28 protein-coding genes and 1 tRNA gene are annotated in these 26,159 nt (G+C 65.9%); 16 read left to right on the top strand and 13 right to left on the bottom strand.

Going from position 1 to position 26,159, the window contains the following annotated elements; all coding sequences use genetic code 11:
- The first annotated feature begins 18 nt into the window (after positions 1-18).
- From upp to MRY80_RS21830, 3 genes are all read left to right on the top strand, one after another.
- Positions 19-648 (top strand): uracil phosphoribosyltransferase, encoded by a 630-nt coding sequence (gene upp / locus MRY80_RS21840; protein WP_293293361.1) that lies wholly within the window; start codon positions 19-21, stop codon positions 646-648.
- Positions 635-1,561, top strand: a complete 927-nt coding sequence (locus MRY80_RS21835) for an aminoglycoside phosphotransferase family protein (protein ID WP_293293360.1) — start codon at positions 635-637, stop codon at positions 1,559-1,561. Before upp ends, MRY80_RS21835 begins: the two co-directional genes overlap by 14 nt.
- A gap of 91 nt (positions 1,562-1,652) precedes the next feature.
- On the top strand, positions 1,653-2,201 hold the full coding sequence (locus MRY80_RS21830; protein WP_293293359.1) for a TIGR02281 family clan AA aspartic protease: 549 nt from the start codon (positions 1,653-1,655) through the stop codon (positions 2,199-2,201).
- A 9-nt stretch (positions 2,202-2,210) separates the two neighbouring features.
- Here MRY80_RS21830 and deoA read toward each other — a convergent pair whose 3' ends face one another.
- Genes deoA through cdd form a run of 4 tightly spaced genes read right to left on the bottom strand, consistent with a single transcriptional unit; the run spans position 2,211 to position 5,493 of the window.
- Positions 2,211-3,524: a thymidine phosphorylase gene (deoA, locus tag MRY80_RS21825; protein WP_293293358.1), complete on the bottom strand. Its 1,314-nt coding sequence runs from the start codon at positions 3,522-3,524 to the stop codon at positions 2,211-2,213.
- A 2-nt stretch (positions 3,525-3,526) separates the two neighbouring features.
- Complete coding sequence (deoC, locus tag MRY80_RS21820) at positions 3,527-4,297, bottom strand: deoxyribose-phosphate aldolase (protein WP_293293357.1); 771 nt, start codon at positions 4,295-4,297, stop codon at positions 3,527-3,529.
- 3 nt (positions 4,298-4,300) lie between these two features.
- The gene (locus tag MRY80_RS21815) at positions 4,301-5,098 is read right to left on the bottom strand and encodes a purine-nucleoside phosphorylase (protein WP_293293356.1); all 798 of its coding nucleotides are present in this window, start codon (positions 5,096-5,098) and stop codon (positions 4,301-4,303) included.
- Positions 5,095-5,493 (bottom strand): cytidine deaminase, encoded by a 399-nt coding sequence (cdd, locus tag MRY80_RS21810; RefSeq protein WP_293293355.1) that lies wholly within the window; start codon positions 5,491-5,493, stop codon positions 5,095-5,097. The genes MRY80_RS21815 and cdd overlap by 4 nt, the downstream gene beginning before the upstream one ends.
- Positions 5,494-5,788: 295 nt before the next feature.
- Here cdd and MRY80_RS21805 point away from each other — a divergent pair, with 295 nt between their 5' ends.
- The 4 genes from MRY80_RS21805 (at position 5,789) to MRY80_RS21790 (ending at position 9,637) form a co-directional block, all read left to right on the top strand.
- Positions 5,789-6,598 (top strand): glycosyltransferase family 2 protein, encoded by an 810-nt coding sequence (locus MRY80_RS21805; RefSeq protein ID WP_293293354.1) that lies wholly within the window; start codon positions 5,789-5,791, stop codon positions 6,596-6,598.
- 79 nt (positions 6,599-6,677) lie between these two features.
- Complete coding sequence (locus MRY80_RS21800; RefSeq protein WP_293293353.1) at positions 6,678-6,890, top strand: SlyX family protein; 213 nt, start codon at positions 6,678-6,680, stop codon at positions 6,888-6,890.
- A gap of 18 nt (positions 6,891-6,908) precedes the next feature.
- The gene (locus MRY80_RS21795; protein WP_293293352.1) at positions 6,909-8,699 is read left to right on the top strand and encodes an SLC13 family permease; all 1,791 of its coding nucleotides are present in this window, start codon (positions 6,909-6,911) and stop codon (positions 8,697-8,699) included.
- Between the two features lie 194 nt (positions 8,700-8,893).
- A complete protein-coding gene (locus tag MRY80_RS21790; protein WP_293293351.1) occupies positions 8,894-9,637 on the top strand; it encodes a helix-turn-helix transcriptional regulator in 744 nt (247 codons plus the stop codon).
- Between the two features lie 9 nt (positions 9,638-9,646).
- Here the strand turns inward: MRY80_RS21790 and MRY80_RS21785 are convergent, their stop codons facing one another.
- From MRY80_RS21785 to MRY80_RS21750, 8 genes are all read right to left on the bottom strand, one after another.
- Entirely contained in the window at positions 9,647-10,222 is a 576-nt protein-coding gene (locus MRY80_RS21785; protein ID WP_293293350.1) for a thioredoxin family protein, read from the bottom strand.
- Positions 10,223-10,497: 275 nt separating this feature from the next.
- Positions 10,498-11,469 (bottom strand): 2-oxoglutarate and iron-dependent oxygenase domain-containing protein, encoded by a 972-nt coding sequence (locus MRY80_RS21780; RefSeq protein ID WP_293293349.1) that lies wholly within the window; start codon positions 11,467-11,469, stop codon positions 10,498-10,500.
- 145 nt (positions 11,470-11,614) lie between these two features.
- A complete protein-coding gene (locus MRY80_RS21775; protein ID WP_293293348.1) occupies positions 11,615-12,733 on the bottom strand; it encodes an ABC transporter permease in 1,119 nt (372 codons plus the stop codon).
- Between the two features lie 9 nt (positions 12,734-12,742).
- The gene (locus MRY80_RS21770) at positions 12,743-13,912 is read right to left on the bottom strand and encodes an ABC transporter permease (protein WP_293293347.1); all 1,170 of its coding nucleotides are present in this window, start codon (positions 13,910-13,912) and stop codon (positions 12,743-12,745) included.
- Complete coding sequence (locus MRY80_RS21765; protein ID WP_293293346.1) at positions 13,909-15,666, bottom strand: ATP-binding cassette domain-containing protein; 1,758 nt, start codon at positions 15,664-15,666, stop codon at positions 13,909-13,911. Before MRY80_RS21765 ends, MRY80_RS21770 begins: the two co-directional genes overlap by 4 nt.
- Positions 15,666-16,664 (bottom strand): HlyD family efflux transporter periplasmic adaptor subunit, encoded by a 999-nt coding sequence (locus MRY80_RS21760; RefSeq protein WP_293293345.1) that lies wholly within the window; start codon positions 16,662-16,664, stop codon positions 15,666-15,668. The genes MRY80_RS21765 and MRY80_RS21760 overlap by 1 nt, the downstream gene beginning before the upstream one ends.
- Positions 16,661-17,377, bottom strand: coding sequence for a CerR family C-terminal domain-containing protein (locus MRY80_RS21755; RefSeq protein WP_293293344.1), 717 nt, complete (start codon positions 17,375-17,377; stop codon positions 16,661-16,663). Before MRY80_RS21755 ends, MRY80_RS21760 begins: the two co-directional genes overlap by 4 nt.
- 523 nt (positions 17,378-17,900) lie before the next feature.
- Positions 17,901-17,990: transfer RNA gene (locus MRY80_RS21750), tRNA-Ser, on the bottom strand.
- A gap of 263 nt (positions 17,991-18,253) precedes the next feature.
- On the opposite strand from MRY80_RS21750, the gene MRY80_RS21745 reads away from it, so the two are divergent.
- The 3 genes from MRY80_RS21745 (at position 18,254) to MRY80_RS21735 (ending at position 19,984) form a co-directional block, all read left to right on the top strand.
- Positions 18,254-18,910: a 50S ribosomal protein L21 gene (locus MRY80_RS21745; RefSeq protein WP_293293343.1), complete on the top strand. Its 657-nt coding sequence runs from the start codon at positions 18,254-18,256 to the stop codon at positions 18,908-18,910.
- Positions 18,911-19,007: 97 nt separating this feature from the next.
- Positions 19,008-19,277 carry a 50S ribosomal protein L27 gene (rpmA, locus tag MRY80_RS21740; protein WP_293293342.1) on the top strand — a complete coding sequence of 90 codons (270 nt, stop codon included), beginning with the start codon at positions 19,008-19,010 and terminating at the stop codon, positions 19,275-19,277.
- A 110-nt stretch (positions 19,278-19,387) separates the two neighbouring features.
- Positions 19,388-19,984, top strand: a complete 597-nt coding sequence (locus tag MRY80_RS21735) for a GNAT family N-acetyltransferase (protein ID WP_293293341.1) — start codon at positions 19,388-19,390, stop codon at positions 19,982-19,984.
- Positions 19,985-20,005: 21 nt separating this feature from the next.
- On the opposite strand, the gene MRY80_RS21730 is transcribed toward MRY80_RS21735, so the two are convergent.
- On the bottom strand, positions 20,006-20,830 hold the full coding sequence (locus MRY80_RS21730; protein ID WP_293293340.1) for an endonuclease/exonuclease/phosphatase family protein: 825 nt from the start codon (positions 20,828-20,830) through the stop codon (positions 20,006-20,008).
- Between the two features lie 82 nt (positions 20,831-20,912).
- On the opposite strand from MRY80_RS21730, the gene obgE reads away from it, so the two are divergent.
- The 6 genes from obgE (at position 20,913) to rlmH (ending at position 26,128) form a co-directional block, all read left to right on the top strand.
- Positions 20,913-21,947 (top strand): GTPase ObgE, encoded by a 1,035-nt coding sequence (gene obgE / locus MRY80_RS21725; protein ID WP_293293339.1) that lies wholly within the window; start codon positions 20,913-20,915, stop codon positions 21,945-21,947.
- Positions 21,948-21,951: 4 nt separating this feature from the next.
- Positions 21,952-23,070: a glutamate 5-kinase gene (proB, locus tag MRY80_RS21720; RefSeq protein WP_293293338.1), complete on the top strand. Its 1,119-nt coding sequence runs from the start codon at positions 21,952-21,954 to the stop codon at positions 23,068-23,070.
- A gap of 80 nt (positions 23,071-23,150) precedes the next feature.
- Complete coding sequence (locus MRY80_RS21715) at positions 23,151-24,437, top strand: glutamate-5-semialdehyde dehydrogenase (RefSeq protein ID WP_293293337.1); 1,287 nt, start codon at positions 23,151-23,153, stop codon at positions 24,435-24,437.
- Between the two features lie 7 nt (positions 24,438-24,444).
- The gene (locus MRY80_RS21710; RefSeq protein WP_293293336.1) at positions 24,445-25,098 is read left to right on the top strand and encodes a nicotinate-nucleotide adenylyltransferase; all 654 of its coding nucleotides are present in this window, start codon (positions 24,445-24,447) and stop codon (positions 25,096-25,098) included.
- Between the two features lie 192 nt (positions 25,099-25,290).
- A complete protein-coding gene (gene rsfS / locus MRY80_RS21705) occupies positions 25,291-25,608 on the top strand; it encodes a ribosome silencing factor (RefSeq protein WP_293294189.1) in 318 nt (105 codons plus the stop codon).
- Between the two features lie 34 nt (positions 25,609-25,642).
- A complete protein-coding gene (rlmH, locus tag MRY80_RS21700; RefSeq protein ID WP_293293335.1) occupies positions 25,643-26,128 on the top strand; it encodes a 23S rRNA (pseudouridine(1915)-N(3))-methyltransferase RlmH in 486 nt (161 codons plus the stop codon).
- Positions 26,129-26,159 lie beyond the last annotated feature (31 nt).

The following is a 26,159-nucleotide window of genomic DNA, read 5'->3' as shown; positions in this document are numbered from 1 at the left end:
ATTTCTGCGAGGCATCCCATGAAAACCGTAACCGTCGTCGATCACCCGCTCGTCCAGCACAAGCTCACCTTCATGCGCAAGAAGGAGACGTCGACAGCCGGGTTTCGCCGGCTTCTGCGCGAGATTTCGCTGCTCCTCTGCTACGAGGTGACGCGCGAGATGCCGATGACGATGGAGACCATCGACACGCCGCTCGCCGAAATGCAATCGCCCGTTCTCGAGGGCAAGAAGCTCGTCTTCGCGTCGGTGCTGCGCGCCGGCAACGGCCTGCTTGAAGGCATGCTCGACCTCGTGCCCTCGGCGCGCGTCGCCCATATCGGCCTTTACCGGGACCACGAGACGCTGGAACCGGTGGAATACTATTTCAAGGCGCCGGAGGACCTCTCCGACCGGCTGACCATCGTCGTCGATCCGATGCTGGCGACCGCCAATTCGGCCATCGCCGCCGTGACCAAGCTGAAGGAGCGTGGCGCGAAAGACCTGCGCTTCGTCTGCCTGCTGGCGGCGCCGGAGGGCATCGAGAAATTCACCTCGTCGCATCCCGACGTTCCGGTCGTCACCGCCTCGATCGACGAGCGGCTGAACGAACACGGCTACATCGTGCCGGGCCTCGGCGATGCCGGCGACCGGATGTATGGCACCAAATGACCTCGCGGCGGTGTTCGACGAAACACCGCGCATGGAATTCGGTGCTTCACTCGTCCGGACGTTGATCGCCGGGCAATTCCCGCAATGGGCCGACCTGCCGGTCGTTCCGGTGGAGCCGCAGGGATGGTGCAACCGCACCTTCCGGCTCGGGGAGACGATGTCCGTCCGCCTGCCGAGCGCGCATCGCTATGTCCGGCAGGTCGAAAAGGAACACCGTTTCCTGCCGGCGCTCGCGCCAAAACTGCCTCTGCCCGTTCCCGCGCCGCTGGCGATAGGGAAGCCCGCCGGCGACTATCCCTGGCCCTGGTCCGTCTATGGCTGGCTGGACGGTGAGAGCGCTCTGATCGCCAAGGTGGACGACAAGAACCGCTTCGCCGAGGATCTCGCTGGTTTCCTCTATGCGCTGCAGGCAATCGACGCGACGGACGGGCCGCCGGCCGGCGTGCACAATTTCTTCCGTGGCGGGTCGCTTGCCGTCTATGACGCCCAGACCCGCGATGCCGTCGCGGCCCTGCACGGCGAGATCGACGCTGAGGCCGCTCTTGCCGTCTGGGAGGCGGCCCTTGCCTCGACATGGACGCAGACGCCGGTCTGGGTGCATGGCGACGTTGCCGCCGGCAACCTGCTTGTCCGCGACGGCCTGCTTCGCGCCGTCATCGATTTCGGATCGCTCGGCGTCGGCGATCCGGCTTGCGACCTGGCGATCTGCTGGGCGTTTCTCGACGGCCGCAGCCGCGCAACATTTCGCGCCGCCCTGCCGCTCGACGAGGCGACCTGGGCACGCGGCCGCGGATGGGCGCTGTGGAAGGCGCTGATCACGATCGCGGGAGCCGCGGACCGGCAGTCCCCGGCCGCCGCCGAGGCGCGTTCCGTGCTCGACACGGTGATTGCCTCGCATTTTGGCAATTCGTGAAAGGGATCGATAACCAAGGCGACCGTTAGGGCTGCTGGCTTAATCGGCTGATCACGCGTTTGCCGGCATATGCGTGCCAGGAGGCCGCGCGATGCAGCGTTACATTTTCCTGGTGGTGGCGATTTCGCTCTCGGCGCTGTCCATGGCGTCGTTTCTCGACGGCAATCCGCAGGTCGTGGACACGGCCGCCACGGTGTTGAAGGACCGCGCCGAGCAGCAATCCGCGCATCGCAACACCACATCGCAAAAGAGGACGTCGCAAAGCTACTCGGGCACGGAGAGGCTGCGCGCCGATTCGCGCGGTCACTATGTCGCTGAGTTCAGCCTGAATTCGCGCCGGGTCACCGGCGTGGTGGATACGGGCGCGACGCTGATCGCCATGAACCGGTCGCAAGCCCGCAGCATCGGCATCAGCGTCAGGCCGAGCGAGTTCGTTTACGGGGTCAACACCGCGAACGGCACCGTGAAGGCCGCGCGCGCGATCATTCGCGAGGTGCGGATCGGCACGATCCGGGTGCGCGACGTCGAAGCGATCATCCTGGAAGACGAAGCGCTCGACACCGTGCTGATCGGCATGAGTTTCCTCAAGCGCCTGCGCGACTTCCGCGTCACCAACGGCACGCTGGAAATGACGCTGTAGACGGGAGCGTCAGCCGGCGATCCGTTCCGCGATCGGCTCGGCAACATCCGGCTTCTCATCGACGATGTCGTAGGCCGCCAGCACGCGCGCCCTTGCCGCCTCGGCGGCGGACTCGGTGCGGGCATGCACGATCGCGATCGGATCGCCTTCCTCCACACGAGTCCCGATATCGAGCAGGCGGGTGATCCCAACGGCGTGGTCAATGTCGTCCTCGCGGCGACGCCGCCCGCCGCCGAGTTCAACGACGGCGACGCCAATGTCGCGGGTTCCGATCGCGCCGACATGGCCGGCGCGTGGCGCAACCACGGGCACGCTGAGCGGCGCCTCGGCCAGATAGGCGTCGTGCCGTTCGACGAAATCCGCCGGCCCGCCAAGCGCCTGCACCATGCGGCCGAAAACCTCGGCCGCCTTGCCGCTGACCAGCGCCTCGCGCGAGCGCTCCAGCGCTGTCGCCGGCGAATCGTCCACCTGCGCCACCACGAGCATTTCGGCGGCAAGCGCCAGCGTCACCGCCTCGAGGCGGGGATCGCGATGCGCGCCCGTCAGGAACTCGACCGCGTTCGTCACCTCGACCGCATTGCCGGCCGCAGAGGCCAGCGGCTGGTTCATGCCGGTCATCAGCGCCGTGGTCCTCGTGCCGGCGCCGTTGGCGACGCGCACCAGGGTCTTGGCGAGATCGCGGGCCTTGTCGAAATCGGCCATGAAGGCGCCGTTGCCGAACTTGACGTCCACCACCAGCGAGGGCAGCCCGGCGGCGAGTTTCTTCGACAGGATCGAGGCCGTGATGAGCTCAAGGCTTTCCACGGTCGCGGTCACGTCGCGCACGCCGTAAAAGCGCTTGTCGGCCGGAGCGAGATTGGCGGTCTGACCGATGATCGCGCAGCCCACCGTCTCGACCGTGCGCCGAAACAGGGCCGTGTCCGGCTGGGTGGCGTAGCCGGGGATGGAATCCATCTTGTCGAGCGTGCCTCCGGTGTGACCGAGGCCGCGTCCGGAGATCATCGGCACGGCAAGGCCGCAGGCCGTGGCGATCGGCGCAAGCATCAGCGAGACGTTGTCGCCGACCCCGCCGGTGGAGTGCTTGTCGCAGACCGGCCGGTCGATGTCCGACCAGTCGATCACGTCGCCGGAATCGCGCATCGCCAGCGTCAGCGCCACCGTCTCGTCGGCGGAGAGACCGTTGAAGAACACCGCCATGGCAAAGGCGGAGATCTGCGCGTCGGTGACGGTGTCGTCGGTGATGCCCCGGACGAATTCGGCGATCATCTCCTCGGTCAGCGGCTTGCCGTCGCGCTTGAGCCGGATGAATTCCTGAGCCAGCATCGTCAGTAATCCGCGCCCGGGGCGACGGCCCCGTCGCCCTGAAGGGCGGCGAGCACGTCCTTCAGGAGGCTCGACGCGCCAAAGCGAAAGGTTTTCGCCGTGGCCCAGCCTTCGCCCATGATCCGGTCGGCGATCGCGAGATAATCGCCGGCCTCGGCAACCGTGCGAATGCCGCCGGCCGGCTTGAAGCCGCGCTTTTCGTCGCCGAACGCCTTGAGCGCCGTCAGCATGATCTCGGCGGTTTCCGGTGTCGCGTTGACCGCGACCTTGCCGGTGGAGGTCTTGATGAAATCCGTGCCCTCTTCCAGGGCGACGGTCGAGGCCGTGCTGATGAGCGCCGGGTCCTTCAGTTCTCCCGATTCGACGATCACCTTCAGGAGCGCCTTGCCCTCGGTCTCGGCGCGGATTGCCGCGACCATCGCGCGCAAAGCGGCCTCGTCGCCCGCCGCAAGGGCCTTGTAGGGGATGACCAAATCAATCTCGTCCGCTCCGTCCGCGATGGCGCCGCGCGTTTCCTCCAGCACGGACTCCACGGCGGCGTCGCCGGAGGGAAAATTGACCACCGTCGCGATGCGGATCGCGTTGCCGACGCCGAGCCTGGCGCGTGCCTGCGCCACGAAACGCGGCCAGATGCAGATCGCCGCCACCGGACCGAACGGCGTCGCCGCCTGGTCGCACAGCGCGTCGATGGCGTCTTCGGTGCAATCCTCGTTCAGATTGGTCAGGTCGATCAGGCCGAGCGCGCGCCCGGCGATTTCCTTGCGTGAAGGCAAACTCTACTCCATTTCCGCGATGGCGCGTGTCAGGATCGCCTGCAGCTTGCTTCCGCCGATGGGCGCCATGTCCTTGGTTTCCGTATGAGACAGTTCGCCGCCCGTCATGCCGGCGGCGTAGTTGGTGATCACCGAGCAGGCGGCGCAGTCGAGGCCGAGGAAGCGGCCGAGGATGACTTCCGGCACCGTCGACATGCCGACGGCGTCGGCGCCCATCACGCGGGCCATGCGGATTTCGGCCGGCGTTTCGAAGGACGGTCCGGAGAACCACATATAGACGCCGTGTCCGATCGCGATCCCTTCCTCGTCGGCGGCCTTTTCGATGGCCGCGCGCAGGCCCGCATCGTAGGCCGATGTCAGGCCGACGAACCGGGCGTCTGTTTCCTCGCCGATCAGCGGATTGGTGCCGGAGAAGTTGATGTGGTCCTCGATCAGCATCACCGAGCCGGGTGGCAGGTCCTCGCGCAGCGAACCGGCGGCGTTGGTCAGGATCAGCTTCTCGATGCCAAGCCCCTGCAGGACCTCCAGCACCGGCCGCATCGCGGCCGCGTCACCCTTCTCGTAATAATGCACCCGCCCCGACAGGAGCAGCACCGGCGTGCCGCCGATCGTGCCGGCGACGACCTCGCCGGCATGGCCGCTGACGCCGCTCTTCGGGAAGCCCTCGAGCCGGGCATATGGCACGTGGACGGCATCGTCGACGGCGGCGACCAGCCCGCCAAGGCCCGACCCCAGGACCAGCGCGACGCGGGGCACCAGCCCGTTCAGCGCCTCGATGATGATGTCGCTCGGCGTCGTCATGACGAAAGCACCTCCGTCTCGAAACCGAGCGGCAGGAGCTCGGCCATGGTGATCGTCTTCGTGATGCCGGCCTGGTCGGTCAGGTGAATGCGGGCGTCCGGCGGCGCGAATTCGGCCAGCCGCTGGCGGCAACCGCCGCACGGCGTGCATTCGTCCATCCTCGACGCGGTGACGCAGATGTCGGTGATCCGTCCGCCGCCGGCCATGACGTAATGGGCGAGCGCGCTGGTCTCGGCGCACCAGCCTTCGGGAAAGGAGATCACTTCCATGTTCGCGCCCGCAAAGACGGACCCGTCTTCCGTGAGGATCGCCGCCCCGACGGGGAATTTCGAATAGGGCGAATGCGATTTCGCCATCGCGCCGCGCGCGGCGTCAAAGAGTTCGTCGAGTGTCATCCCGTCATGTCCCGATGGACCGGTCGCCAAAGGTCCGGTCGTTTTGGACGCGACCGTAGCATGGCTTGTGACCGATTCCAGCCGGAAATGAACCCGGCGCCTGTCGGCCGCCTGCCGCGCCGGTCCATTGACACGTCCGAGCCTAGCCGAGCACAAGGCTTGTTGGCCGGGGTCAATCCTCCGGACGCAAACGGGACGGTCGCATTCCATGCCAAAATCGAAGCTCGACCCGGATCACGCCCGACCGATCGTCGCCCGCGCGGCGCCGGCCGCCGACGGCAACGGGGACCGGTGAATGTTCTCGGTCGTGATCGTGACCTATGAAAGCGCGGCGGTGCTGCCGCAGGCGCTGGCCTCCATTCCGGCCGGGCACGAGGTGATCGTCGTCGACAATGCCAGCGCGGACGGGAGCGCCGATGTCGCAAGCGATTTCGGCGCGCGCGTGATGGCGTTGTCCGCCAATGCCGGCTTCGGGACGGCGTGCAACCGGGGCGCGGAGATCGCGACCGGTGACATCCTCTTCTTCCTCAATCCGGACGCCAGGCTGGAGCCGTCCACGCTCGACCGTCTCGCGGCGGCCTTCGACCGGCACCCGCGGGCGGGCGCTGCCAATCCCAGGATGCTCGACGGCGACGGGCGTCAATCCCTGCAGCGCAGGAACAAGGTGCTGCCGCGCCGCCGGCTGTTTCAGGCCGGGCTGCCGCAGGCCGATGAGGAAATGGCATTCCTCTGCGGCGGGGCGCTTGCGATCCGGCGCAATATCTTCGGCGAACTGGGCGGGTTCGATGAAAATATATTCCTCTATTACGAAGATGACGACATCAGCGCGCGCATCCTGCGCGCCGGGCACAAGCTATATTACGTGCACGACGCCGTGGTGCACCATCTGGAGGGACAGTCGTCGCCACCAAGCGACGCGCTGACCGACCTGAAGGAATATTCGGCGATGAAGTCCAAGCTGTATCTTTGGGAGAAATACGGCCTTCGCCGGTCCCGCACGATGCGCACAGTCGGGGAATATCTGCGTGCCCATGTCCTTCCTGGCCCCCGCGAGAGAAAGGTCGGCGCGAAGGCCCGGCTCAGGGCGCTGCTCGAGGCAGGCTGACGCGACGGGGGTCAATGGCTGCATCTTTTCGCATCGCAGCAAGGGCGCTAAGCTCTCTTCCCACCGCAAGGAGGCGCACATGGCGCAGAACGATACAGATCGTCTGGACGAGTTGGAAATTCTCGCCGCCCATCAGGCGCGCACCATCGAGGATCTGAACGAAACGATCATTCGCCAGGGCAAGGACATCGACCGCCTGGAACGGCTGGTCGAGGCGCTGGTCAAGCGGTTCAAGGCGGTCGAGGACCATGTACAGCCGGAAATCGCCGCCACCAAGCCGCCGCACTGGTAGGACGAGGGTCAGGCGATCGTGCTGACGCTCATGGATTACGGCTTCCTGGCGCCCGCATTCGTCGGGCTCGTCATCGTCGCGATGCTGGCCGGCTTCATCGCCGAATGGCGTACGCCGGAGATCATTGCCGGGCTCGCCGTTTCGGCGCTGCTGGTGACCGGCATTCTCGACATCGCCGACGTGCTTGGCGTTCTCTCCTCCAGCGCGCCGGCGACGATCGCGGCGATGTTCGTGCTTTCGGCGGCGCTGGTGCGCACCGGCGCGGTGGAGGCGTTCGCGCGCGTCGTCACGACCCGGGCGCGCACCTCGCCGCTCGTGACCTACGCGTCCTTCCTCGTCGCCGTGGCCGCCGCCTCCGCCTTCATGAACAACACGCCGCTGGTCATGCTGATGATCCCGGTTGCCACCTCCATGGCCCGCGAGATGGGCGAGACGCCGTCTCGCGTCCTCATTCCGCTGTCCTACGCGGCGATCCTCGGCGGGGCGTGCACGCTGATCGGCACCTCGACCAACCTGCTGGTCGACGGCGTGGCGCGCGATCTCGGCCTTGAACCCTTCGGCATCTTCGAGATCGCGCCCGTCGGCATCGTCGTCACGGCGCTCGGCATCATGGTCATGCTGGTCGGACGAAAGGTGCTTCCCGATCGCCAGACCGTCTCCAGCGTCTCCACGGCGGCGTCCGGACGGAAATTCATCGTCCAGGCCGTCATCGACGAGGATTCGCCGCATGTCGGCGCGCTGGTGCGCACCATCGCCGCCTTCAACCGGTCTGACCGCCGGCTCGTCGACGTCATCCGTGCCAACGTTTCGCTGCGCCGCGAACTGGACGAGACGATGCTGGAACCCGGCGACATCGTCGTGCTGCGCACGCCGATCGCGGAGATCCTGTCGATGAAGGAGGAAGGCGGCGTGACGCTGGGCGCCTCCAGCCGCATGCACCAGACGGCCGCGCGCTCGTCGGAAATCGTGGAGATCCTGATCGGTCCCGACACGCGCATGCTCGGCCGCACCCTTCGGCACCTGCGCCTGTGGCGGCGCTATGGCGTCTATCCGATGGCGCTGCATCGCGGCGGGATGAACATGGCCGACCGCTTCGAGACGACGCCGCTTTCCGTGGGCGACACGCTGCTGGTCGAAGGCGCGCCGGACGATCTCGCGCGCTTTGCCGAGGACAACAATCTCGTCAATGTCGCGCAGCCGAACGCGCGCGGATTCCGGCGCGCCAAGGCGCCCTATGCGGTCGCGATCACGGCGGGCGTCGTCATCGGCGCCGCGCTGGGCGTGATGCCGATCGCCGCGCTGGCGCTCATCGCCGCCGTCCTGGCGCTGGCGCTGCGATGCGTCGAGATCGACGAGGCGGTACAGTCGGTGGACTGGCGCATTCTCGGGCTGATCTTCGCGATGCTGTCGGTCGGCGTGGCGATGGAGAAGACCGATCTCGTCACGATCCTGGTCGATGCGGTCGCGCCGTGGCTGACCGGCCTGCCGCCGCTCGCGGCGCTCGCGGCGGTCTACCTGCTGGCGACCGTGCTCACCGAGATCGTCACGAACAATGCGGTCGCGGTAATCGTCACGCCAGTGGCCGTCAGCCTCGCCACGACGCTCGGCCTCGACGCGCGGCCCTTCGTGATCGCGGTCATGATCGCGGCGTCGGCAAGCTTCATGACGCCGATCGGCTATCAGACGAACACGCTGGTCTACAATGCCGGCGGCTACCGTTTCGCCGATTTCCTGCGGCTGGGCTTCCTGATGGACCTGACCGCCTTTGCCGTCGCCATGGTCGTCATCCCCCGGGTCTGGCCCTTCTGATCGCGGCCGCGACCGCGCCGCCGTTCCGCATCCAAAGCGCTTAGAAATGACCAAGCGTCAAGTCATGCGTCTATAGTATTGCAAGAAATAATTATGCAATGCGCTCGCTCAATATTCATGCTAGTATTTTGTGCTACGGAACGGAGGAGTTCAATCGATGCGTGCAATAGAGGCGTCAGCGAAAGCCCATGGCGATGAATCCATCCGTTAGCCAGCATACCGACATCACACTGGAGACGAGCGAGGTCTTGCAACGACTGGAAGACGCGCAGACCAGTTACGACATATTTAAAATACTAAAGGAATACATTCCGTCCTTCCGGCTCGATTTTTTCATCATATTCCTGTCCAACAAGGACGGCGCGACGGCGCTGGACGACCGGGTGGTCCTGACCAATTGGGACAGCGAGGTCATCCATCGCTGCATGGAAGCCGACTACTACCACTGGTCGTTCGTCAGCGAACTTCGGGCGTCCGTGCTGCCGCGCTGCGCCGCGCTGAGCGAGGTGGCGGATGGCGGGACCAACAATGGCGAGCTCGCGCAGTTCATGCTCGAGAGGGGGCATGACGCGTTCGTGCACCTGCCCACGCGGGGCATGGGCGACCAGACCGGCGTGGTGTCGTTCAGCGGCAAGCGCGAGATGGTGACGATCGGCGAGACGATGAACCTCAATTTCGTCGCCGAACACGCCTTCGAGCGGCTGGTGAGCATCCTCGGCAATGACGGAGCGCGGGAAAATCCGCTGAGCGACCGGGAGATCGAGTGCCTCAAGGCGGCCGCGCGCGGCTTGAGCGTTCAGGAAACGAGCAAGCTGATCGCGATCACGACCCACACGGTCAATTATCACCTCGCCAATGCGCAGAAGAAGCTGGACGCGCGAAACAAGGTGCAGTCGGTGGCCCTGGCGATCCAGCGCGGGTGGCTCGGGCGGTTCTGAACACCAGCCCTACCAGAGGTCCGGCTTCTTGCCCTCTTCCTCCAGCCGGTCGAAGCGGGCTTGCAGGAAGCGCTGGAAGCCCTCGTCGGCATAGTGATCGCCGGCCACGTATTCGAACATCGAGAGGAAGTGGAACGGCTTGAAATAGCCGGGCATGCGGATAACTTCCTCCGTGCCGTCCGGACCGAAGAACACGATCGTGGGAGTGAAGTTCACCCCCCATTTGCGCGCGAGGTTCTTTTCTTCCATTTCCTCGCCGTCGAAATCCGTGACCGCGCGCGACCCCCACATGTTCAACTGCAGCACACTGAAATTGGCCGAGACGAAATCGGCGATCTCGGACCGGGCGAAATTCACCTGGTGCATCTCGCGGCAATATGGGCAGCCGCGCTGCTCGAACAGGACGGCGAAATGCCTGCCCTCGGCTTCGGCCTCCGCCTTGTCCTCGGAAAGGTCGAGAAATGTCTGCATGAACCATGGCTGGACATGCAGACCGTCTTCGCCGACCTCGGCGGCATGGACGGGCATTGCCGCAACAGCCGCGCACGCGCCCATTGCCAATGTGAAACGCCTGCGATCGATCATGGCGCAATCCTCCCGCGCCAAGTCTAGGCACGAGGCGCGAAGACGCCCAAATCAAAATGCCGTTAGCGCGGGCGCGCCAAGGGCAGAGATGCGGGAACCGGCCGTCAATAAGGCCTGCGCTGCAGCAGAAACGCCGACACCGCACATCCCGAAACAAACGCACTCAACGCGAACGCAACCAACCAGATCATCGTGACCTACCTTCTTCGATGACAGGTCAATCGTCGCTCAGTTGGGTTAATCCCTCGTAAAACGCGCCATGTTGCTGTCCCGGATCAGGACGCTTCGGCCATCAGCCCGGCTTTCTCGTAGGTTGGATTGAGCTTGCTCAGGAGATAGTCGTCGCCGCGAATTGGCGGATACTTGGCCGGATTGTCCTCGGTCGCGCAGCCCGGCAGGCATTCGACGATGGCATCCGGGTTGGGGTCGAGGAAGAAGGCGACAGAATAGCGCTCGCGCCCCGACGGATTGACCACGCGATGCGGTGTCGAGACATAGATGTCGTTGGTCCAGCGCATCAGGCAGTCGCCGATGTTGCAGACGAAGGTGTCGGGGATGTAGGGCGCGGGCAGCCACTGGCCGTCTCGCGTGCGCACTTCCAGCCCGCCGGCATCGTCGGTCGCCAGAAGCGTGACGCAGCCGTAATCGGTATGCTCGCCGGCGCCGTACTGGCCGTCTTCCAGCTGTGCCGGGCTTTCCGGATAGTGCAGCAGGCGCAACGTCGCCAGCGGCTTGTCCAGCTTGTCGGCGAAGAAGTCGATCGGCAGGCCGAGTTCGGTGGCGAAGGCTTCGTGAAGCACGCGACCCAGCGAGCAGACCGCGTCGAAATAGTCGAGCATGGTCTTCTTGAAGCCGGGCGTTTCGGGCCACAGGTTCAGCGCGCGGAAGCGGGCGCCGGCCAGGATCTCCGGATCGTCGGGCGCGAGATCGAGACCGATGTTGAACGCTTCCTTCAGATCCGGCGCCTTGGTGGGGTCGAGCGATTCACCTTTCATCGGGATGAAGCCGCGATTGCCCGTGGCCGCGGAGAAGAGCGAGCGGCGCTTCTCGTCCTCGCCGGTTTCGAAGAACGCGTTCGACCGGTCGAAGACCGCCTCGCGCAGTTCGGCCGGCACGCCGTGGCCGGACAGGTAGAAGAAGCCGATCCCGCGGCACGCCTCGCCGATCTGTTTCGCTACGGCTTCGCGCCCCTCCGCGCCGCCTTCCAGCAGCGGCTTGAGATCGATGACTGGTATCGTGTCGGTCATTGCAATGTCCTTGTTGAGCAATTTTCCCCTCCCGGCACGAATGGCGAGACTATGCCCACCCGCGCGATGCCGCAATCCGGGTGCGGCAAGATTGCACGCATGTGTGGAAACCGACGCAGGACGGAGGGCGAAAGGTGCCGCTGGCCTATGAAAGCCGGTTGCGGAACATCCAGGCGGCGATCGGCAGGGTCACCGCGCTGATCAGGATCATCGGCCAGAGATCGCCGACGAGCTGGCCGAGCGTAGCGCCCTCCAGATAGACCCGCCGGGTGATGTCGAGGGCGTAGCGCAGGGGATCGATCAGGGTCAGCCACTGGAACACGTCCGGCATGTTGGCGACCGGCGTCGCCAGGCCCGAGAGCAGGATGAAGGGCATCAGGATGACGAAGGAAAACAGCATCGCCTGCTGCATGTTCGCCACCAGCGAGGAGATGAACAGGCCGATGCCGACATTGGCGATCACGAAGGGAATGAGCCCGCCGTAAAGGGTGAGCAGCGAGCCCGCGAACGGGATGCGGAACCAGAGTTGCGCGACCAGCAGGATGATCGTCGCCTGAATGAGGCCGATCGCCGTCGAAGGCAGGGCCTTGCCGAGCATGATCTCGGCCGGGCGGATGGGGGTCACCAGCAACTGGTCGAAGGTGCCGTCCTCGCGCTCTCGCGCCACCGACAGCGCCGTCAGCATCAAGACCTGCAGCATGGTGATCGTGCCGATCAGGCCCGGGATCATGTTCCAGCTCGTTTCCAGATTGCCGTTGTACCAGGCGCGCACATTGGCCGTGACCGGCGGATCGACCATGCCGTGGGCCGCCCGCCAGTCCGCGTTGAAACCGTCGACGATGGCGCTGACATAGGCGACGGCCGTGCCGGCGGTGTTGGAATTGCGGCCGTCGGCGATCACCTGGATGTCCGTCTTCTGGCCGGCGGAGAGCTTGCGCGCGAAGTCCGGGCCGATATGGACGACCAGCAAGGCGTCGCGGTCGTCAATCAGGCGGGCGATGTCGGAGGATCGCTGGATCGTGGCGACACGCTCGAACACGCCCGAACCCTCCAGCCGCGCCACGAGATCGCCCGAGGCGGCGCTGCGGTCCTCGTCGTAGATCGCATAGGGGGCGTGGTTGAGGTCGAAGGTGGCGGCGTAGCCGAACAACATGGATTGCAGCAGCGGCGGCACGAAGAGGATGACCCGGCTGCGAGGATCGCGCACCAGGGCGAGGACCTCCTTGCGGACGAGGCTGACGATGCGCAGCAGGCTGTCTCTCATCGGGGCACCTCAGGCGAGCTTCTTGCGGGTGGCGCGCAGCGTGGCGGCGAACAGGACGAACGCCATCAGCGCGAGCACCGCCGTGTTGGGCAGGATCACGCTCCAGATGTCGCCCGCCAGGAAGATCGTCTGCAGGAGCGTCACGAAATAGCGCGCCGGCAGGATCTGGGTGAAGATCTGCAGGGCGACCGGCATGGAGCGGATGTCGAACAGGAAGCCGGACAGGAGCATGGCCGGCAGGAAGGAGGCGATCAGCGCGATCTGCGAGGCGACGAACTGGCTCTTGGCGACCGACGAGATGAACAGCCCGAAGCCGACCGAAACCAGCATGTAGAGCATCGACACGCCGGTCAGCACGGCAAACGAACCGCGAAGCGGCACGCGGAACAGGACCTCGGCGGCGAAGACGCACAGCGCGAAGCCGATCATGCCCAGGCCGAAATAGGGAACGATCTTGCCGAGCAGGATCTCGTTTGCCCTGACGGGCGTCACGAAGATCGCCTCCAGCGTTCCGCGCTCCCATTCGCGCGCCATCACCAGCGCCGTCAGGAAGGCGCCGGTCAGCGTCATGATCAGCACGATCAGGCCGGGCACGAGGAAATACTGGCTGTTGCCGCTTTCATTGTACCAGATGCGGCTCCTGATCTTCACCGGGCCGTTGCCGGCGACGGGGTTTCCCTCGTCGGAAAGGCGCTGCGCGGCCAGTCCGATCGTGCCGAGCGCGTAGTTCTCGATGATGCGCGCGGTGTTGGCGTCGGTGCCGTGCAGCAGAACCTGGACGCTGGCGTCGCCCGAGGCCACGTTGCGGGCGAAATCGCTGCGCACATGCACGATGCCGTCGATCTCGTGGGCGCGCATCAGCGTTTCGGCCTCTGCCATGGAGGTGACGGTGCGCGCCTCGAAATAGGGCGACAGGCGGAAGCCGGTGGCGATCTCGGTCGCCATGGCCGAGGGCTGCTCGATCACCAGCGCGATCGGCGCGTTGCGGACATCGAGCGACAGAGCGTAACCGAAGAGCAGGATGAGGATCACCGGCATGACGATGCCGAGCGCGATCGAGCTCGGATCGCGCATGATCTGGCGGCTTTCCTTGACGATCAGCGCCCGCACGCGCCGCATGCGCCCCGCAACGCGGTCGGGCGCGGCATCGACGGGTGCGGTATCGGCCGGCTCGCTCATGCCGCGCTCCGTTCGCCCGGGCGGCCGTGTTCGCGCCGCGCCTCCTCGACGATCGCTATGAAGGCGTCCTCCATCGTCGGCTCGCGCTCTTCATTGTCGGGCGCATGGCCTCGGATCTCGGCGGGCGTGCCGCGCGCGAGCACCTGACCGGCATCGAGAATGATGACGCGGTCGCAATATTCGGCTTCCTCCATGAAATGGGTGGTCACGATGATCGTGACGCCTTCCTCGGCCAGCGCCGTGATGCGCTGCCAGAACTCGCGGCGGGCGAGCGGGTCGGCGCCGCTGGTCGGCTCGTCGAGAAACAGGATCTCCGGCTCGTGCAGGAGTGCGGCCGCCATGGCCAGGCGCTGTTTGTAGCCGCCGGGCAACTGGCCGCTCGGCAGTTTCGCAAGCGGCGCGAGTTCGAACTGCTCCATCGCCCAGGCGATGCGCTCCTTGCGGCGGCGGCCGGACAGTCCGTAGGCGCCGGCGAAGAATTCGAGGTTCTGGGTGACCGAAAGCTGGCCGTAGAGAGAGAATTTCTGCGCCACATAGCCAACGCGCTGGCGTGCCGACGCCCGCGCCTTGCGCAAATCGACGCCGGCGACGCGCAACGTGCCGCCGCTGGCCGGCAGCAACCCGCACAACATGCGGAACGTCGTCGTCTTGCCGGCTCCGTTCGGTCCGAGCAGGCCGAAGATCTCGCCGGTCTTCACCGCGAAGCTGACATGATCGACAGCGGTGAAGGGGCCGAACTGGCGGACCAGGTCGCTGACCTCGACGACGGTTTCGCCGTCGCGACGGCGCTCCTTGCGGCCAAGCGACAGGGACGCCGTCTGGCCCGGATCGGCGGCCTCGTGCAGCAGCGCCATGAAACCGTCCTCGAAGCGCGGCTCGACCGCCGTGACATCGACGCCGTCGGGTCCGTCACCGTCGGCGCTCGCCTTGACGAGGCGCACGCGGCCGCCCTGCGGCACGGCGTCGGTCACGCCGGGGTCGTTGAGCAGGCGGGCCTGCAGCAGCCGTGCCGGCTGGCCCTCCGGCGGGGTCGCCAGAAAGGCGCGCCCGGCAGCGATCTCGGTGATCGAGCGTGGCGGCCCTTTGGCGAGAACCGTCCCGTCATGCATCACGATCGCACGTTCGCAGCGCTCCGCCTCGTCGAGATAGGAGGTGCTGACCAGAACCGTCAGGCCCTGCTCGCGCACCAGATGCAGGATGATCTCCCACAATTCGCGCCGCGACAGCGGATCGACGCCGACCGTCGGTTCGTCGAGCAGCAAAAGGTCGGGCGCGCGCACCAGCGTGCAGGCGAGACCGAGCTTCTGCTTCATGCCGCCCGACAGACGGCCGGCCAGGCGTTTGGCGAAAGGCCCGAGCGCGGTCATGTCCATGAGCTGCGGATAGACCTTGCGGCGCTCTTCGGCCGTCACGCCGTGCAGATCGGCGTAGAGATCGAGGTTTTCCTGAACGCTGAGATCCTCGTAGAGGCCGAATTTCTGCGGCATGTAGCCGATCCGGTCCTGCACCGCCTGCGGGTCGCGGGCGATGTCGATACCGAGCACGGAGAGGCTGCCCTCGTCGGGCGTCAACAATCCCGCCATCAGCCGGATCAGCGTCGTCTTGCCGGCGCCGTCCGGGCCGACGAGCGCGGCGAGGCCGCCATGGTTGACGGTCAGCGACACCCCGTCCAGCGCGGTCACCAATTCGCCGCCGGCCCGGTTGAAGCGCTTGACGATGTCGCTGCCTTCGATGGCCGGACGCGCGACATCCATTACTGCGCCGTCTCGTCGGATGTGAGGGTCACGGTCGCCGGCATGCCGAGCCGCAGGATGTCGTCCTTGTCCTCGACCAGGATCCGCACCTCGTAGACAAGGCTGGTGCGCAGTTCCTCCGTCTGGATGGCATGCGGGGTGAACTCGGCGACCGACGAGATGAAGCCGACGCTTCCGGCAAAGGCTTCGTCATGGCCGTCGACGGTGACGCTCGCCTCGGCGCCCGGCGCGACCTTCGGCAGGTCCGGCTCGGAGATGTAGGCGCGCACCCATTTCGGATCGACGATCGCGATGGAGACGACCGGCTTTGCGGCCGAGGCCATCTCGCCCGGTTCCAGCAGGCGGGAACGGATGACGCCACCGGCCGGCGCGACGAGCTCTGCATCGTCCAGTTGCCGGCGCAGCAGGTCCAGCGCCGCCTCGCTCGCCTTGAGCTGGGCCTGCGCCGCGGCAATGTCTTCCGCGCGCGGTCCGGCCTGGGCCAGGATCAGCGCCTGCTCGGCGACCTTGAGCTGGGCCGTAGCGGCATCCTCCGCGGCCTTGGCGGAGTCGATCTGGCTCTGTGTCACGGACGGGCTGCCGTTCTTCTGGAGCTGGATCGCTCGATCGTAGCTCAGGCTGGCATTGCGGGCATTCGCCCTGGCCGCATCGACATTGGCTTCGGCCTGGGCGATCTCCTCCGGTCGCGAGCCGTTCTGCAGCTTTTCTACCGTTGCCGCCTGGGCCGCCACGCCGGCCTCGGCCTGGGCCACCTGCGGTTCGATGAGGCTGGTGTCGAGACGGGCGACAATATCGCCCTTCTCCACGGCGGCGCCCTCGTCGACGAGCACCTCGGCGATCCGGCCGCTGCCGATGAAGGCGAGGTCGATCTGGCGCAGGTCGACATTGCCGTAGAGCACCAGCGGACCGTCGCCATTGCCGTCATGGTTCTGCCACCACCAGGCGGAGGCACTGCCCGCCGCGACGACGAGGATCAGGAGGATGACGATCCGCCTCATGACTTGGTCCCTTCGAGAATGGCATCCAGGTTCTGGAGGATGACCTTTTTTATCGCTTTGCGTTCGGGCTCGCCGATGACTGTCCAGTTCATGCGCCTCAGCACCAGCGTCTGGGCGACGCGGAAAACGAGAACCTGGCCGAGCACCGTGATCGCGCGCAGGCGCAAATCGTCGTCCTCGGGAACGTCCAGAACGACCGAGACCAGCCGCAGGGCGGTCGATATGGCATGGTCCATGTAGCCGTAGATCACGTCGAAGGCGGCCGTCGGCTGGAGCTGCTCGCGCACGATGAACCGCGCCCAGCGCTCCGCCTCCGCCGAGCCGAGCAGCACATCGGCCACGGTGCCGATCAGCCTGTGCAGGGCATCGCGCGCCGATTGCGGCGTCGCGGCGGCCTCCGGCGTGGCGACAACCGCCAGCGTCGGTCCGATCCGGGCGAGAATGCTCTTGACGACGTGTTCGGCGACCGCGAGATGCAGCGCTTCCTTGCTGCCGAAATGATAGACGATCGCCGCCAGATTGGCGTTCGCCGCCTTGGCGATCTGGCGGGTGGTGGCACCCTCGTAGCCAAGCCGCCCGAAGATATCGAGCGCCGCCTCGATCAGCTGCGCGCGGGTTTCGGCGCCGCGATCGCTGCGCTTGCGAGACGCGCCCTTGCGCGACGTGTCGCCGTCCTTCGTCGTCTCCGGTTTTGGGGGCTCTGTGCGTTTCATTCCCGGCTCTCATGCGCCACGCCGCGGTGTCGTGGCGCTGTGTCTGCGCAGTCTATTAAATCAAACGATTGACTGAATTCAAGAGCAAAGTTTGGAGACGGACACAAAGACGCGCGTCCTCGCCGCACGCCGGCAGGACTGGATGGCTCAAATGAAATGCGGGCGAACGATGCCCGGTCGCAGCGCCGAGCACCGCGCTTGGCGCGCAGGGCGGAGCGTCAGACTGGTTCAGTAGGCGGATTGGGCTCTGATTGCCCCGACCTGCCCAACACGCCAAAAGGCCATGCGAATGGGAGTTTCGCTCTATGAAGCAAGGCCGGAGGATCGTGGAGAGTCGAAGGACAACGTTCGAACACGCAGTGTTCGCAAGGCCAACGGCCGCCCCAGCCTTTGCGAGGCCCCGACCGGAGCGAAGCCCGAGGGGCGACAGCGCGAGGTCAGAAGATGGCGGAGGAGAGAGGACGAAGTCCGAACCCGGAGCCATGCGCCTTGGGTTGGCCGGCGGCAAGGCGTGAACAAATAATGGCGGAGAGAGGGGGATTCGAACCCCCGATACGGTTGCCCGTATGCCGCATTTCGAGTGCGGTGCATTCGACCTCTCTGCCACCTCTCCGCGGCGCTTGGTCAAGCGGGCCGCTCCATAGCCCCCAATGGCGGCGAAAACAAGCCTTGTGCTATCGAATTGCTTGACTTTTCGCGCGCTCCACAGCATAGGAGGCCCGCTGGCGCGGAAATTCCGCGCCGCTTTCTTTTGCGTCCAGCCAATGTTGGACGCAGCATCGAACCGAAACCGTCACGACTGACCAAAAAGACGGCCTGCCCCGCCGGCACGATCGGCGAATGGCGAGAGCCGGACCGAACACGAAAGGAAAAACGATGTTCGCAGTCATCAAGACCGGTGGCAAGCAGTATCGCGTCGCCGCCGAGGACATTCTGAAAATCGAGAAGATCGACGGCGAGACCGGCGACATCATCGAGTTCAGCGAAGTGCTGATGGTCGGCGAAGGCGCCGACGCAACCGTGGGCGCGCCGCTCGTCGATGGCGCCCTGGTGACCGCCGAGGTCGTCGAGCAGGGCCGTGCGCGCAAGGTCATCGCCTTCAAGAAGCGCCGCCGCCAGAACTCCAAGCGCACCCGCGGCCACCGCCAGCACCTGACCACCGTGCGGATCTCCGAGATCCTGACCGGTGGCGCCAAGCCGTCGAAGAAGGCCGCAGCCAAGAAGCCGGCCCCGGCGAAGGAAGAGGCCCCCAAGGCCGAAGCCCCGAAGGCCGCCAAGAAGGAAGAGGCAGCCGCACCGGCCGCCGCAGCTCCGCTGTTCACCGCTCCGGAAGGCGACGCCGACAAGCTGACCAAGATCAAGGGCATCGGCCCGGTCGCCGAGCGCCAGCTCAACGAGCAGGGCATCACCACCTACGCCCAGATCGCCGCTCTGACCGAGGACGAGATCGCCAAGGTCGACGAGTACATGCCGTTCAGCGCCGACCAGATCCGCGACTGGCAGGAACAGGCCAAGGCGCTCATCGCCGGCTGAGACAGGAACCCGGGGGCAAGGTTGCAGGGGTTGTAATTCCCCGGCCTTGTTACCATAAGGAAGGAAACGCGCGGGGACGCGCGGCAGGAGACAGAAAATGGCACACAAGAAAGCCGGTGGTTCTTCGCGTAACGGTCGCGAATCGGAATCCAAACGTCTTGGCGTGAAGAAGTTCGGCGGCGAGCGCGTCGTTCCGGGCAACATCATCGTGCGCCAGCGCGGCACCAAATGGCATCCGGGCGTCAATGTCGGCATCGGCAAGGACCACACGATCTTCGCCAAGGTCGAAGGTGCGGTGGAATTCCGAGCCAAGGCCAATGGCCGAACCTACGTGTCCGTCACGCCTCTTCAGGAAGCAGCGGAATAAGCCGGATAACTCCATAGTCCGGCGTCTCAGACCCCGGAACCGGCAAGGCCGAAAGACAAGAGGGAGATGGGACGCCACCATCTCCCTTTTCGATTCAAGGCAGGGACCCGATGATCCAGACAGCCCCGCGATTCCACGAATCCGAATTGCCGGATCTGACCTACGACACGCCCGTCCTCGTGACCGAGCGGCTCGTCCTGCGTCCGCCGCATAGCGACGACGCCGACGAATTGGCGGCAATCGCCAACAACCGCCAGATCACCGAGATGACGTCGCGCATGCCGTTTCCCTACCGGATGAGCGACGCGCAGGAGTTCCTCGCGCGCTGCGTCGACGGCGAGCATGACGGCTACATCTACGCGGTCACCCTTGCCGATACCGGCCACCTGATCGGCTTCACCGGCCTGGAACTGCGCCAGCGCAGCGGCGGGTTCGAGATCGGCTTCTGGCTCGGCGAGGCCTATTGGGGCCTCGGCTACGCCACGGAGGCGGCGAATGCCGTGATCGACCAGGCGTTCCGGTCGACCGGCGCCGAGGTGGTTCATGCGGTCTGCCGCACGGTCAATCCGGCGTCGCGCAACGTGCTCGTCAAATGCGGCTTCACCTTCATCGGGCTGGACGAGATCGACACGGTCAGCGCCGGCCGCGTGCCGGTCGAGCGCTACACGCTCAACCGCGCAAGCTGGTTCGCCCGCAAGGAACGCTGACGACCTGGAGCGGCACGCCGCCTAATCGCCGAGGTGAAGCCAGACGGGCATGTGGTCGGAGCCTTCGGCTTCACGGTCCACCCGCGCGTCGCTGACACGATCCGCAAAGCCCTGTGTCGCGAAGCCGTAATCGAGGCGCTTGACCAGGTCGCGGTTGCTCGGGTCGGTCCAGCTCCAGCCGGTGTCGGTGGCGGAAACGTCGACGAGGTGGCCGTTTTCGACGAGCATGTCGCGATATTCGTCGAGATCGGGCTCCAGGTTGAAGTCGCCGAGCAGGACGAAATCCTCCGCTTGCGGAAGTTCGGGGAACCCGTATTCGGCCAGCCCGGTGACGGCGAGGCCGCTATGCGGCGCGGCGAAGGCGATCTCCTTGAGCGCCGCGATCTGCTCGAGCCGTTCCTGCGGATCGATGTGATCGAGATGGACGGAGTAGAAACGCAGCGGGCCGGACGGCGTGACGATCAGGGCCTCGAGCGCGCCGCGCTGCAGGTTGAGCGACGAATTGCGCAGGAAACGCGGCAGGAGATGGCCGCGTGCCGACAGGATCGGCCAGCGCGACAGGATCATGTTGCCGAACTGGAAGCGGTTCTGCATCGCCTTGCCGTCAATCACCGCGCTGCCGAAATCGACATCGGCGGGCATGTGGTGGACGGCGAAGCGGTCCGGCAGCAGGGCTTCGATTTCGGCGACCATGTCGCGGCCGTCATTGCGCATGAAGCCGCGCGTGACTTCCTGCAGGGCGATGATGTCGGCCTCCTTCACCGCATCGACGATGCGTTGAAGATCATAGGCCCCGTCCAGCCCGATGCCGTATTGAATATTGTATGTGACAACCGTGAAGGCCATGTCATTCCCCGAATTCTACCTCGCGCTCATCGCCTCTTTGCGATAGAGCAACGCGAACTTGGACCAGGCAGATAACAGAACCATGAAATTCCTCGATCAGGCGAAGGTCTATATCCGATCCGGCGACGGCGGCGGCGGCGCCGTCTCGTTCCGCCGCGAAAAATATATCGAATTCGGCGGCCCCGACGGCGGCGACGGCGGTCGCGGCGGCGATGTGTGGGCCGAGGCGGTGGAAGGTCTGAACACGCTGATCGACTACCGCTACCAGCAGCATTTCAAGGCCAAGACCGGCATGCACGGCATGGGCAAGAACCGGACCGGCGCCAAGGGCCCCGACGTGACGCTGAAAGTGCCGGTCGGCACGCAGATCTACGAGGAAGACAACGAGACGTTGATCTGCGACCTGACCGAGGAAGGGCAGCGCTTCCTGCTCGCCAAGGGCGGCAATGGCGGGTTCGGCAACGCTCATTTCAAGTCTTCGACCAACCAGGCGCCGCGCCGCGCCAATCCCGGGCTGGAAGGCCGGGAGCGCACGATCTTCCTGCGGTTGAAGCTGATCGCCGACGCCGGTCTGGTCGGCCTGCCCAATGCCGGAAAGTCGACGCTGCTGGCGAGCGTCACCGCGGCGAAGCCGAAGATCGCGGACTATCCGTTCACGACTTTGCACCCCAATCTCGGCGTCGTGCGCATCGACGCGCGCGAATTCGTGCTGGCCGACATTCCGGGCCTGATCGAAGGCGCGCATCAGGGCGTCGGCATCGGCGACCGGTTCCTGGGCCATGTCGAACGCACCAATGTGATGCTGCATCTGGTCTCCGTGCTGGAGGACGATGTCGGCAAGGCCTACCGCACGGTCCGCGGCGAGCTGGAAGCCTATGGGCACGGCCTGGCCGAGAAGCCGGAAATCGTCGCCCTGTCGCAGATCGACGCGGTCGACGCCAAGACGCTGGCCGAAAAGGCATCCGAACTGGAAGCGGCATCGGGGCAGCAGGCCCTGCCGTTTTCGTCGGTCAGCCGCGACGGGCTCGACGAGGTGCTGCGCGCCCTGATGTCGCGGATCGAGGACGCGCGGCTCGCCGCCACGCCGGACGAGATCGATCCGCGCTGGCAGGGCTGACGCGATGACCGGTCGCCTCTCCGCCTACAAGCGCATCGTCGTCAAGATCGGTTCCGCGCTGCTGGTCGATCGCGCATCGGGCCTGAAGCGGGCCTGGCTGACGAGCCTGGCGCGCGACATCGCCGGGTTGCGCGGCCGCGGGCATGAAGTGCTTGTGGTCTCGTCGGGCGCCGTCGCGATGGGTCGCACCGTACTCGACATGCGCTCCGGCTCGTTGCGGCTTGAGGAAAGCCAGGCCGCCGCCGCCGTCGGCCAGATCGCGCTGGCGCGGGCCTGGTCGGAAGCGCTGGACGCCGAAACCATCACGACGGGCCAGGTTCTGGTGACGATCGACGACACGGAATCGCGCCGCCGCTACCTCAATGCCCGCGCGACGATCGGGGCATTGTTGCGCATGGGCGCGGTCCCAGTGATCAACGAAAACGACACCGTGGCCACGTCGGAAATCCGCTACGGCGACAATGACCGGCTTGCCGCGCGCGTGGCGACGATGATGAATGCCGATCTCCTGATCATCCTGTCGGACGTCGACGGGCTCTATACCGCCTCGCCGGCCGTCGATCCGGAGGCCCGGCACCTGCCGGAGATCGAGGCGATCACGCCGGCGATCGAGGCGATGGCGGGCGAAGCGGCGTCGGAACTGTCGCGCGGCGGCATGCGCACCAAGGTCGAGGCCGCCAAGATCGCGACCCAGGCCGGCACGGCGATGATCATCACCAAGGGCACGATCGAGCATCCGCTCGGCGCGCTCGACGACGGCGCGACGTGCTCTCTCTTTCACGCCGCCAAGGCGCCGGTCTCCGCCTGGAAGAGCTGGATCGCCGGCCAGCTGGAGCCGCAGGGCCGGCTCGTCGTGGACGCAGGCGCGGCCCGCGCGCTGCAATCCGGCAAGAGCCTGTTGCCCGCCGGTGTGCGGCGCGTCGAGGGCGCGTTCCAGCGCGGCGACACGCTGGCGGTCGTGCTGGACGGAACCGACACGGAAATCGCCCGCGGCCTGGCCGGTTACGATTCCGACGAGGCGGTCCGCATCACCGGACGCCGGACGTCGGAAATCGAGGTCATTCTCGGCCACGAGCCCCGCGCGGCCATGATCCATCGCGACGACATGGTGGTGAAAACCTGACCGGCGCCGCAGACCGCCGCCGGATTGCCCTTCGCAGCGCGCGCGGGTAAAGAAACGCCTTGCGGAAAGGACTTGAGCCAATGCTGACCAAGGCTGAAATCACGAGTGACGACATCGCCGCCCTGATGGCGGACATGGGAACGCGCGCGAAAGCCGCCAGCGGCCCATTGTCGATCGCCTCGGCCGAGCGCAAGCACACCTCCCTGATCGCGATGGCCGCGGCCATAGAGGCCGGCCGCGACGACATTCTCGCCGCCAATGCCATCGACATGGAAAATGCCGAGGAAAGCGGCCTGACCGATTCCTTCAAGGACCGGCTGAAGCTGACCGCGGAGCGCATTCAGGGCATGGCCGACGGAATCCGCGCGATCGCCGATCTGGCAGATCCGGTCGGCAGCGTGATCGCCTCCTGGGACCGTCCGAACGGGCTCCGCATCGAGCGCGTGCGCACGCCGCTCGGCGTGATCGGCGTGATCTACGAAAGCCGGCCCAATGTGACTGCGGATGCCGGCGCGCTCTGCCTGAAGGCCGGCAATGCCGTGATCCTGCGCGGCGGATCGGATTCCATCCATTCGTCCGGCGCCATCCATGCCTGCCTGCAGGAAGGCCTGCGCAAGGCCGGGCTGCCGGAGGACGCCATTCAGCTCGTGCCGGTGACGGATCGCGCCGCCGTCGGCGAGATGCTGGCGGGTCTCGACGGCACCATCGACGTGATCGTGCCGCGCGGCGGCCGCAGCCTCGTCGAGCGCGTGCAGAGGGACGCGCGCGTGCCGGTCTTCGCGCATCTGGAAGGCCTGGTGCACGTCTATCTCGACAAGTCCGCCGATCTCGACATGGCGGTGACGGTGACGGTCAATTCCAAGATGCGGCGCACCGGCATCTGCGGGTCCGCGGAGACCCTGCTGGTCGATCGCGCCGCCGCCGACACGCTCCTCGCGCCGGTTCTCGACGCGCTGGATGCGGCCGGCTGCGAGATCCGCGGCGACGGCGACGTCTGCCGCATGTGGCCGAAGGCGACGCCGGCGGTGGAGGCCGATTGGAGCACGGAATATCTGGCGCCGATCATCTCGGTCGCGCTGGTGGACGGGATCGACGGCGCCATCGCCCATATCGGGCATTATTCGTCGAACCACACCGAGGCGGTCATCGCCGAGGATCCGATCGTCGTCGCCCGTTTCTTCGAGGAAATCGACAGCGCCATCCTGCTGCACAACGCCTCGACGCAGTTCGCAGACGGCGGCGAATTCGGCATGGGCGCGGAGATCGGCATCGCCACCGGCAAGATGCATGCGCGCGGTCCCGTCGGCGTGGAGCAGCTGACCTCGTTCAAGTATCGCGTGCGCGGCGACGGCCAGACGCGCCCCTGAGGAGATCATGAGCGACACCGCGGATCTCTTTCCGGGCGTCGCCCGCACATATCTGCGTATGCCGCATGTCGAGCCGGGCATGACGGTCGGCCTGTTCGGCGGGTCGTTCAACCCGCCGCATGACGGCCATGTGCTGGTGACGGAAACGGCGATCCGCCGGCTGAAGCTCGACCAGCTCTGGTGGATGGTCACCCCCGGCAATCCGCTGAAGGACACCACCGACCTGCCGCCGCTGGCCGACCGGATCGCGTGGTCGGAAGCGATCAACCACGATCCGCACGTCAAGGTCACCGCCTTCGAGGCGAGCCACGACGTGCGCTTCACCGCCGACACGCTCGCCGTCATACGCCGCTACAATCCCGCGGTGCGCTTCGTCTGGATCATGGGCGCCGACAATCTGGCGAGCTTCCACCGCTGGCAGAGCTGGCGCGACATCGCGCTCACATTCCCCATCGCGGTGGTGGACCGGCCGGGTGCCACGCTCTCCTATCTCTCCTCGAAGATGGCAAAGACGTTCGACTATGCCCGCGTCGACGAGAGCGACGCCGCGCTGCTGCCCTCGATGTCCGCGCCGGCCTGGACCTTCCTTCACGGCCCCCGTTCGCCGGTCTCTTCGACGGCGATCCGAAACGGCGACAGGCGTGGCGTTAAGAAAGGTTGATCGGGCCTGTCTTGAAAGTGTCAAGGCAGCGTGACTATCTTTGTGGTGTGGGAAGGTCGAATCACTTCCCCTCGTTTGTTCCGAACTGAAAGGAAACCTTTGAGAACAACGACTCTGAAGAAGGCCGAACTCACGCCTTCGACGCCCGATATCGGCGAAACAGACGCCGCGGACCGGGCACTTGAACTGGTCATGGAAAGTCTGGACGACTCCAAGGCCGAAGACATCGTCTCCATCAACATCCAGGGCAAATCCGCGATGGCCGATTACATGGTGATCGCGTCGGGCCGTTCCCATCGTCATGTGGGCGCGGTGGCGGATCATTTGCTGCGGGCGTTGAAGGAAGCCGGTCTGGGAACCGCGAAGGTCGAGGGCCTGTCCGCTGCGGACTGGGTTCTGATCGACGCCGGCGACGTGATCGTGCATGTCTTCCGTCCGGAAGTCCGCGACTTCTACGCGCTCGAGAAAATCTGGCAGGAGCCCGAGGACGCCCCCGGCACCCTTCACTAGGGTCAAGGGTACTCCCTCCCGCTTCTGAAGCGCGATGCGATTGACCATATTTGCGGTGGGCCGCATGAAATCCGGCCCTGACGCTGAGCTTGTGTCGCGTTATGCGGACCGACTGGCCAAGGCCGGCAGGGCGCTCGGCCTGGATTATGACGGCCTGACGGAAATCACCGAGAGCCGCGCGCAGACCGCAGCGCAACGCAAGGCCGAGGAAAGCGCCCGTTGCGCAGCCCTCGCGCAGGAACCGTCCACCGTGCTGGTCCTGCTCGACGAACGCGGCAAATCGCTCTCGTCGCGAGATTTCTCAGACCGCATCGCCGGCTGGCGCGACGGCGGAACCAGCCGCGCGATCTTCGCCATCGGCGGACCGGACGGGCACGACCCGGATTTGCGCAAGCGCGCCGATCTCGTGCTGTCCTTCGGCGAACTGACCTGGCCGCATCAGCTTGCCCGCATCATGCTGGCCGAACAGCTCTACCGCGCCGTCACCATCCTTGCCGGCCATCCCTATCATCGCGATTGAGCCTCCAGGCCATGTTCTGGCCGGTTTTGCC

The sequence above is a fragment of the Oricola sp. genome (assembly GCF_022763245.1).
Classification (GTDB): Bacteria; Pseudomonadota; Alphaproteobacteria; order Rhizobiales; family Rhizobiaceae; genus Oricola.
Note: the sequence above shows the minus strand (reverse complement) of the source record. Positions and strands in the feature narration are given on the sequence as shown.

Excerpts from the sequence above, each read along its gene's own strand:
- MRY80_RS21835 (WP_293293360.1), top strand. The coding sequence starts at position 635 with ATGGCACCAAATGACCTCGCGGCGGTGTTCGACGAAACACCGCGCATG.
- MRY80_RS21800 (WP_293293353.1), top strand. The coding sequence starts at position 6,678 with ATGGCGCAGAACGATACAGATCGTCTGGACGAGTTGGAAATTCTCGCC.
- MRY80_RS21715 (WP_293293337.1), top strand. The coding sequence starts at position 23,151 with ATGCTGACCAAGGCTGAAATCACGAGTGACGACATCGCCGCCCTGATG.
- MRY80_RS21830 (WP_293293359.1), top strand. The coding sequence starts at position 1,653 with ATGCAGCGTTACATTTTCCTGGTGGTGGCGATTTCGCTCTCGGCGCTG.
- MRY80_RS21780 (WP_293293349.1), bottom strand. The coding sequence starts at position 11,469 with ATGACCGACACGATACCAGTCATCGATCTCAAGCCGCTGCTGGAAGGC.
- MRY80_RS21735 (WP_293293341.1), top strand. The coding sequence starts at position 19,388 with ATGATCCAGACAGCCCCGCGATTCCACGAATCCGAATTGCCGGATCTG.
- rsfS (WP_293294189.1), top strand. The coding sequence starts at position 25,291 with ATGGAAAGTCTGGACGACTCCAAGGCCGAAGACATCGTCTCCATCAAC.
- MRY80_RS21755 (WP_293293344.1), bottom strand. The coding sequence starts at position 17,377 with ATGAAACGCACAGAGCCCCCAAAACCGGAGACGACGAAGGACGGCGAC.
- MRY80_RS21710 (WP_293293336.1), top strand. The coding sequence starts at position 24,445 with ATGAGCGACACCGCGGATCTCTTTCCGGGCGTCGCCCGCACATATCTG.
- MRY80_RS21760 (WP_293293345.1), bottom strand. The coding sequence starts at position 16,664 with ATGAGGCGGATCGTCATCCTCCTGATCCTCGTCGTCGCGGCGGGCAGT.
- MRY80_RS21730 (WP_293293340.1), bottom strand. The coding sequence starts at position 20,830 with ATGGCCTTCACGGTTGTCACATACAATATTCAATACGGCATCGGGCTG.
- MRY80_RS21815 (WP_293293356.1), bottom strand. The coding sequence starts at position 5,098 with ATGACGACGCCGAGCGACATCATCATCGAGGCGCTGAACGGGCTGGTG.
- proB (WP_293293338.1), top strand. The coding sequence starts at position 21,952 with ATGACCGGTCGCCTCTCCGCCTACAAGCGCATCGTCGTCAAGATCGGT.
- rpmA (WP_293293342.1), top strand. The coding sequence starts at position 19,008 with ATGGCACACAAGAAAGCCGGTGGTTCTTCGCGTAACGGTCGCGAATCG.
- deoA (WP_293293358.1), bottom strand. The coding sequence starts at position 3,524 with ATGCTGGCTCAGGAATTCATCCGGCTCAAGCGCGACGGCAAGCCGCTG.
- MRY80_RS21765 (WP_293293346.1), bottom strand. The coding sequence starts at position 15,666 with ATGGATGTCGCGCGTCCGGCCATCGAAGGCAGCGACATCGTCAAGCGC.
- MRY80_RS21790 (WP_293293351.1), top strand. The coding sequence starts at position 8,894 with ATGAATCCATCCGTTAGCCAGCATACCGACATCACACTGGAGACGAGC.
- MRY80_RS21775 (WP_293293348.1), bottom strand. The coding sequence starts at position 12,733 with ATGAGAGACAGCCTGCTGCGCATCGTCAGCCTCGTCCGCAAGGAGGTC.
- upp (WP_293293361.1), top strand. The coding sequence starts at position 19 with ATGAAAACCGTAACCGTCGTCGATCACCCGCTCGTCCAGCACAAGCTC.
- MRY80_RS21770 (WP_293293347.1), bottom strand. The coding sequence starts at position 13,912 with ATGAGCGAGCCGGCCGATACCGCACCCGTCGATGCCGCGCCCGACCGC.
- rlmH (WP_293293335.1), top strand. The coding sequence starts at position 25,643 with ATGCGATTGACCATATTTGCGGTGGGCCGCATGAAATCCGGCCCTGAC.
- cdd (WP_293293355.1), bottom strand. The coding sequence starts at position 5,493 with ATGACACTCGACGAACTCTTTGACGCCGCGCGCGGCGCGATGGCGAAA.
- MRY80_RS21805 (WP_293293354.1), top strand. The coding sequence starts at position 5,789 with ATGTTCTCGGTCGTGATCGTGACCTATGAAAGCGCGGCGGTGCTGCCG.
- MRY80_RS21745 (WP_293293343.1), top strand. The coding sequence starts at position 18,254 with ATGTTCGCAGTCATCAAGACCGGTGGCAAGCAGTATCGCGTCGCCGCC.
- MRY80_RS21785 (WP_293293350.1), bottom strand. The coding sequence starts at position 10,222 with ATGATCGATCGCAGGCGTTTCACATTGGCAATGGGCGCGTGCGCGGCT.
- obgE (WP_293293339.1), top strand. The coding sequence starts at position 20,913 with ATGAAATTCCTCGATCAGGCGAAGGTCTATATCCGATCCGGCGACGGC.